A 6483-nucleotide genomic window follows, 5' to 3' on the forward strand; every position below is an offset into this window, starting at 1 on the left:
TCAGGGAGGGGAGCCTTCAACCGCGCAGTCTGCCGCCGCAGCGTCGCTCGGGGAATCTTCGCCAGTGCCGCGTGGGATCGCCGACGGCCGTGGGCGAACGCAGACAATCGGACGGGCCGCGCACGTGCGCCCTGGTGCGACACGTACCTGCGCACGTCGTCCGACAGGAGCATGGGCATGGCCACGGATCCCGACAACCGGACCCCGGGGGAGCGCCTGGGCGCGAGCGGTGCTTTCCAGGCCACCGAGACCGGCCGGGTGGAGGCCTTCAGTGACGGGGTTTTCGCCGTGGCCATCACCATTCTCGCCCTGGAGATGACCACTCCGGCGCACGGCAGGGGCGGGCTGCTGTCCGCCTTGCTGCGCCAGTGGCCCGCCTATCTGGGCTATCTGACGTCCTTCGCCTACATCGGGGTGATCTGGCTGAACCACCATCAGGCCTTCGCCCGCATCCGCGTGGTGGACCGGGGACTGCACGCCGCCAACCTCGTCCTGTTGTTCACCACGGCGGCGCTGCCCTTTCCCACCGGTGTGCTCGTCGACACGCTGCGGGAGGAGATCGCCGGCGCCGACGTGCGCACCGCCGTGGTGCTCTACGCGATCGTCGCGGCTGCGATGTGTGCCAGCTGGGTGTGGACCTACGTCCAGCTCACCCGCCGACCCGGCCTGCTCGACGACTCCGTGGAGGCCCACTACGTCCCGCACGGCATGGTCCGCTCCGCCGTCGGCGTCGTGGTCTACCTCCTGGCCGGCGGACTCGGCTGGGCGGTCAACCCGGGCATTGCCCTTGCTCTCTTCCTCCTGCTGCCCCTCTTCTACTTCGCCACCAGCGAGGGCATCCCCCGGGTACGCCGGCGGCGCACGGCGAACCGGTGACCTGCCGTGCTCGCCCGGGAGGGCGTGGGTCATGGTGCGGTGCGCGCTGCCATGACGCCGAAGCCGGCGATGTACTCCCGGATCGGCCGGTAGAAGGAGTAGGCCACGTCGTAGGGGCCCGCGGCACCGAGCGCGGCGAAGGCGGCGACCCAGGTGCGGACCTCGTGGGAGGAGTTGCCGGCGTCCTTGGCCATCTGCTCGGGTGTCATCGCGTCGATCGGGGAGAGGTCGCCGGAGGCGAGCGTGGCCATCAGGGCCTGGTCCCATGCGGGGTTGAGGTCCTGGATGGCGGCCGTGCCCGCCGCGAAGGCCTTCGCGGTGTCGATGACCCGCTGCTGCCGGGCCTGTCGGGCCACGGCGGTGGGGTGCCTGCCGCTGAGCAGCATGGCGCGGGCGGCGTCGTCGGCGGTGGCCCACTGCGGTACCGGTGGGTCGTGGGAGAGGCCGCCGGAGCCCAGGACGAGTACGCGCTCGTCCTCGAACGTGGTGAGGAAGGCGCCGATCGCCTCGCCGAGCCGGCGGACACGGCGCATCGTCACGAAGGGCTTGGCGACGCCGTTGACGAAGACGGGGATGGTCGGCACGGCGTCGATGCCGCCGAAGAGGATCTCCAGGGGCTGGATGGCGCCGTGGTCGACCTCCATCCGGCGGGAGATGGCCACGTCGATGTCCCGTTCGGCCACCCACTGGGCCAGTTCCTCGGCGCGCTCGGCCGGCACGTTCAGCGGCCCTTCGGCTGTGCCGTAGTCACCGACGCCCACCGCCTCGTAGCCGATGCAGAACGGCGGCATCAGGTCGTAGAAGAAGCCGTTGTAGTGGTCGGGTGCGAAGGAGACGACCAGTGTGGGGTCGTAGTCCTTGACGAAGGCCCGCGCGGTGTCGAAGGCGCCCTGGACCGCGTCGGCCACCTCGGCGGGCGGGTCGGCGTACTCCAGCAGCGGGCTGTGCGACATGGTGACGAGGGCCAGGCTCATCGCCGGCCTCCTTCCTTGACGAGCGAGCCTGCCGTGACGACGGCGGCGAGGGCCTTCGGGGCCTGCTGGGTGAGGCAGGCCGCGGCCACGAAGCGGTCGGGGCGCAGGACGACCAGGCCGCAGGCGCGGACGTCGAACCAGTCCTTGAGAGCGCCGGTGTGGTCGCCGACCACGGTGACCGGTGCCGGAGAGTCGGCGTACCGCTTCTCGGCCCAGGCGCGCTGGGTCTCGGGCATGAAGGAGACCAGTGTGATCCGGTGGCGGTGGATGAGTTCGAGGTCTGCGGGGGAGAGGAAGGCGGTCGGGTCGGTGCCCCAGGTGGCCAGCGTCCACCAGTCGCCGGTGACCTCGTCGAGCAGGACGTCGGTGGCGCTGGAGGTGTTGACCCGCGGCTGGATGAACTGCAGGCCGACCGGGGAGAGCTCGCCGGCGGAGTCGGTGAACGGTGCCAGCCGGCCGCGTTTGAAGCCGGCCTCGGCCCGGCCGGGGGTGAGGGTGGCCTGGTCGACGACGACGCCTGAGGCGTAGCGCGGCATGGGTTTGAACCGCAGCTCGGTGAAGTACGACTTCCACTTCGGCACGAGGTTGAGGGCTGAGGCGGACGCGTCGCGCAGCCTGCCGCCGAGGCGGCCCATCTTCATGACTGTGCCGGCCGCCATGTTGACGTCGATCATGTCGGAGGCGTGTTTGCGGCGTTCGTCGGTGTAGGTGTCGAGGAGGGCGTCGCCGGCATCGCCGCCCAGGACGGCGGTGAGCTTCCAGGCCAGGTTGGTCGCGTCGCGGATGCCGGAGTTCCAGCCCTGGCCGAGCCAGACCGGCATGAGGTGGGCGGCGTCGCCGGCGATGAAGACGCGGCCCTTGCGGAAGTCGGCGGCCACGCGGCCGTGGTGGGTGAAGGTGCGCTGGTTGATGATCGTCAGTGCCGCCGGGTCGGGGACGTGGCGCTGGAGCAGGGAGTGCATGAAGGCGGGGTCGTCGACCAGCTCGGTGGGTTCGTCGTCGTGGAGCATGAACTCCCAGCGGCGGATGCCCTGCGGCAGCCCGATGGACACGTACGGGCGGCGCGGGTCGGCGCCGAGGTAGACCGAGGGGGTGCCGATCGGGTCGTTGTCGACATCGACGACCACCCAGCGGGTCGAGGGCGACTTGCCCTCGAACTGCACGCCCATCCACTTGCGGGTGAAGGAGCTGCCGCCTTCGCAGCCCACGGCGTACCTGGCGGTGAGGGTGAGCGTGCCCGTGACATCGCCGCCGGCGCCGAGCTGTTCGGCGGTGACGGCGACGTGGTCGCCGCGGTCCTCCAGGCCCACGACCCGGTGGCCGAAGCGCAGCGTGGTGCCCGGGAACCGGTCGAGCCCGGCGGCGAGCTCCTTGTCGACCAGCGGCTGGATGAAGCCGTGCTTGCGCGGGTAGCCGAACTCCTGCGATTTCGGATCGTTCGTGGCGAGCACCCGGCCCTCGCCGTTGACCAGCCGGACCACGTGGTGCGGGACCGTGTAGGGCTGGATCTGCTGCCACAGGCCGGCCGTGCACAGCGTGCGGATGGATTCGTCGTCGAGGCCGACGCCGCGGGGGTAGTCGATCAGCTCGTGGCGGGTCTCGAGCACGGTGGCCCGGTGGCCGCGCACGCCGATCAGGTTGGCGAGGGTGAGGCCGACCGGACCGGCTCCGATGACGACGACGTCGGTGTCGAGGGTGGTCATGGGCTGCGTCCGATCCGGGTCAGTTGTGCGACAGGAAGTCGGTGACGAGGCGGTTGAACTCGGCGGCGTGCTCGATCATCGCCCAGTGGCCGCAGCGGTTGAGCAGCACCAGCCGTGAGTGGGGGATGTTGGCGAGCAGCCACAGGCTGATCTCGTAGTGCAGGACCCTGTCGTCCTTGCCGTGGATCAGCAGGGTGGGCGCCTGGATGCCGGGGATCTTGTCGCGGTCGACCCTGACCGGGATCGGGGCGCCGTGCGCGAGGCCCTCGACGTAGTTCTTCAGGTGGTCGGGGCGGGCGAGCGCGGCCTCGGAGCGCGCCCGGGTCAGCTCCGGCGTGGCGAAGCGTTCCTTGTCGTAGGTCATGATCTCGACGAGGGCCTTCATGTTCTCCGGGCTGGCGTCCTTGTAGGCCCTGACGAGCACCTTCAGCCCCTCGCTCGGCCCGTCGCCCGCGCCGAAGAGGGAGGCCGGACCGCGACCGAGCGAGGCGCCCATCGTCACCAGGTGGGTGATGCGCTCGGGGTGCAGCGTCGCGAAGCGGATCGCGGTGTGCGCGCCCATCGAGTTGCCGACGAGGGCCGCGCTCGGCAGGCCGAGCGTGTCGAGGAACTCCACGAGCGCCGTGTCGTGATCCATGTCCTTGGTCGCCTGCGCGTCGGAGTCACCCCACCCCGGCATGTCGGGCGCGATGACATGGAATCCGGCGGCGGCGATCGCGCCGATGTTGCCGGAGAAGTTCGACCACCCGGTCGCGCCGGGGCCGGAGCCGTGCAGCAGGACGACAGGTGTGGCACCGGCCTGTCCGGCCTCGTAGTACCGCATGCGTATGCCCGACGGAAGGGTGGTGTCGCGCGCTGCGGACTCTTTCGTGATGACCATGACCCCAACTCCTCGTGCATTATGTGCACACTACTACTCGATAGTTGCACAGTTATGCGCTCATGGAACGCTCGCGGCAGAGGAATGTCAAGGGGCCGGCTGCCCCGCCCCGGGCGAGGCCGCGGTACGCCTCGGGCCGGGACGCGGCAGGTCCTCGAAAGGCCCGGTCGCCATCCCGGCGCGCGCCTGCCGCCCAGGTGAGGTCGCGGTACCGCCCTGTGCGGGGCCGCTGTCAGGCGAGGTCGCCGTGCAGTCGTTCGGCGGCCGTCATGAGCGCCGGCGCGGCCTGGTCGGCGATCTCGGGGCGGTAGGTGATCAGGTTGAGGCAGGCGGCGGGAAGGCCTTCGACCGTGATCGGCACCGCCACGCCGTATGCGCCGGGCTCGACCTCGCCGAACGTCGCGGCGAAGCCGCGTGCGCGCGCCTCGGTGACGTTCGCGGCCTCGCCGGGGGAGGGCGACTGCGCCGCGAGCAGCGCGACGCCCGCCGAGCCGCGCCCCAGCGGGTGGCGGCTGCCGGTCTTGAAGCTGAGTACGTACGACGCCCCGGGCGGCTCGACCACCGAGAGGGCGACCGCCTGGCTGCCCTCGACCACCAGCAGCGAGATGGTGGCGCCGAGGCCGGCGGCGAGCTCGTGCATGACGGGCTCCGCGGCTGCGCGCAGGGTCGCGTGGATGCCCCCGGCCAGCGCGGCGAGTCCGGTGCCGGTGCGGTAGCGGCCGTCGCTGCCGCGGGCCACCAGGTGGAAGTCGGCGAGGGTCGTCAGCAGCCGTGAGGCGATGGACCGGTGGACGTCCAGCTCCCCGGCGACCTCCTGGATGCTCAGGCCGTCGCTCGCCGTGCTGACAAGCTGCAGGGCGCGCAGGCCGCGGGCGAGCGTCTGGGTTCCGGCAGCGCGAGGGGAATCCACCATGCGCCGAAGCCTATGGGACCGATGCTCATGCCGACGCCGACCGATCCCGCTCACGCGCAGGCCCGCCCGCCCGGCCGTGACAGCGCGATGGCGAGCTGCTCCACCAGGCGCTTCTGCGCCACGGCGGGCTTCGCCCGAAGCGCCGGGAAGACGCCGTCGCCGTCGTGGCCCACCGGCGCCCGGCTCCACGGGCTCGCGCACACCGGTCACCGGGTTCCTCCGAGGATGCCCCGGCCTTCAGGCCGGGGAGGAATCGGGCTCCTGCGGAGCAGGACGGGAAGTAGGGGTTTCGCCTCCAGGGCGAAAGGCCGTCCACCCGCGACGAGGTGAGTGAGCCCGTGGCGATCAAGAGGCGTCAACTGTCAGTCCTCCCCTATAGGTTCGGATGCATGACGCCAGTCGCGACCACGGAGGGGGCCGGGCATGCCCGGTACTCCTTCCGTGTGCGCCTGTCTGCTACCGCGCGGCGCGCGCTCGAAGCGGAGTGGGACCGCTGCCGTTGGCTTTGGAACGAGTGCGTGGCCAAGTCGAAGCAGGTCCACCAGCAGAGCAAGGAGTCCGGTGAGAAGCTGACGTGCGGTCCGGCTCAGTTGGACAGGATGCTGACCGAGGCGCGTCGGGTGACGCCGTGGCTGGCTGCGGGTGCGTCGGTGCCGCAGCAGCAGGTGATTCGGGACTTCGCCAGGTCGAGGGCGAAGGCGCTGAAGGACATCAAGGACGGGCTTCCGGTGCACCGCCGGGCGGGGATGCCCCGCTGGAAGAAGAAGCGGGAGGCCAGGCCGAGCCTGAACTACACGAAGCGCGGTTTCCGCCTCAAGGACGGTCGTCTGCACCTCGCGGGCCAGATCGTGCTGAGGGTGGTGTGGTCGCGGGACCTTCCGGCCGAGCCGTCGAGTGTGCGCGTGTACCAGGACACGCTCGGGCATTGGTACGCCTCCTTCGTCGCCCCGGCCCAGGTCGAGCCGCTTGTGGAGACTGGCCGCGTCCTGGGCGTGGACTGGGGTGTGAAGGAGACGGCCGTCACCACGGATGACGCCTACGATCTCCCGCATGCCGAGCACGGCAAGCGGGCCGCTCAGGGGCTGGCCCGCTACCAGCGGATGATGGCCCGGCGCCGGAGCCCGAAGGGCCGGCCCG

The 6483-nt window shown here is 71.1% G+C and carries 7 protein-coding genes; 2 read left to right on the plus strand and 5 right to left on the minus strand.

The window, feature by feature from the left end; genetic code table 11:
- Positions 1 to 177 precede the first annotated feature (177 nt).
- Positions 178 to 876, plus strand: coding sequence for a TMEM175 family protein (locus BZY54_RS08580; RefSeq protein ID WP_086724179.1), 699 nt, complete (start codon positions 178 to 180; stop codon positions 874 to 876).
- A 29-nt stretch (positions 877 to 905) separates the two neighbouring features.
- Here BZY54_RS08580 and BZY54_RS08585 read toward each other — a convergent pair whose 3' ends face one another.
- From BZY54_RS08585 to BZY54_RS50805, 5 genes are all read right to left on the minus strand, one after another.
- Positions 906 to 1850, minus strand: coding sequence for a 3-carboxyethylcatechol 2,3-dioxygenase (locus BZY54_RS08585; protein WP_086724180.1), 945 nt, complete (start codon positions 1848 to 1850; stop codon positions 906 to 908).
- A complete protein-coding gene (gene mhpA, locus BZY54_RS08590) occupies positions 1847 to 3553 on the minus strand; it encodes a bifunctional 3-(3-hydroxy-phenyl)propionate/3-hydroxycinnamic acid hydroxylase MhpA (RefSeq protein WP_086724181.1) in 1707 nt (568 codons plus the stop codon). The genes BZY54_RS08585 and mhpA overlap by 4 nt, the downstream gene beginning before the upstream one ends.
- 19 nt (positions 3554 to 3572) lie before the next feature.
- Positions 3573 to 4433: an alpha/beta fold hydrolase gene (locus tag BZY54_RS08595; protein ID WP_086724183.1), complete on the minus strand. Its 861-nt coding sequence runs from the start codon at positions 4431 to 4433 to the stop codon at positions 3573 to 3575.
- Positions 4434 to 4665: 232 nt separating this feature from the next.
- A complete protein-coding gene (locus BZY54_RS08600; protein ID WP_086724184.1) occupies positions 4666 to 5346 on the minus strand; it encodes an IclR family transcriptional regulator in 681 nt (226 codons plus the stop codon).
- A gap of 50 nt (positions 5347 to 5396) precedes the next feature.
- Positions 5397 to 5549, minus strand: a complete 153-nt coding sequence (locus BZY54_RS50805) for a hypothetical protein (RefSeq protein ID WP_158103830.1) — start codon at positions 5547 to 5549, stop codon at positions 5397 to 5399.
- 186 nt (positions 5550 to 5735) lie between these two features.
- Between BZY54_RS50805 and BZY54_RS08605 the strand changes: the two genes are divergently transcribed.
- Positions 5736 to 6483: RNA-guided endonuclease InsQ/TnpB family protein (locus tag BZY54_RS08605; protein ID WP_143668022.1), on the plus strand; the 748-nt coding region annotated here is incomplete at its 3' end.

Origin of the sequence: Streptomyces carpinensis (genome assembly GCF_002154505.1) — a bacterium.
Classification (GTDB): Bacteria; Actinomycetota; Actinomycetes; order Streptomycetales; family Streptomycetaceae; genus Streptomyces; species Streptomyces carpinensis.

Bases quoted from the DNA above. Each gene is read 5' to 3' on its own strand.
- BZY54_RS08580 (WP_086724179.1), top strand. From the start codon at position 178: ATGGCCACGGATCCCGACAACCGGACCCCGGGGGAGCGCCTGGGCGCG.
- BZY54_RS08595 (WP_086724183.1), bottom strand. From the start codon at position 4,433: ATGGTCATCACGAAAGAGTCCGCAGCGCGCGACACCACCCTTCCGTCG.
- mhpA (WP_086724181.1), bottom strand. From the start codon at position 3,553: ATGACCACCCTCGACACCGACGTCGTCGTCATCGGAGCCGGTCCGGTC.
- BZY54_RS08585 (WP_086724180.1), bottom strand. From the start codon at position 1,850: ATGAGCCTGGCCCTCGTCACCATGTCGCACAGCCCGCTGCTGGAGTAC.
- BZY54_RS08600 (WP_086724184.1), bottom strand. From the start codon at position 5,346: ATGGTGGATTCCCCTCGCGCTGCCGGAACCCAGACGCTCGCCCGCGGC.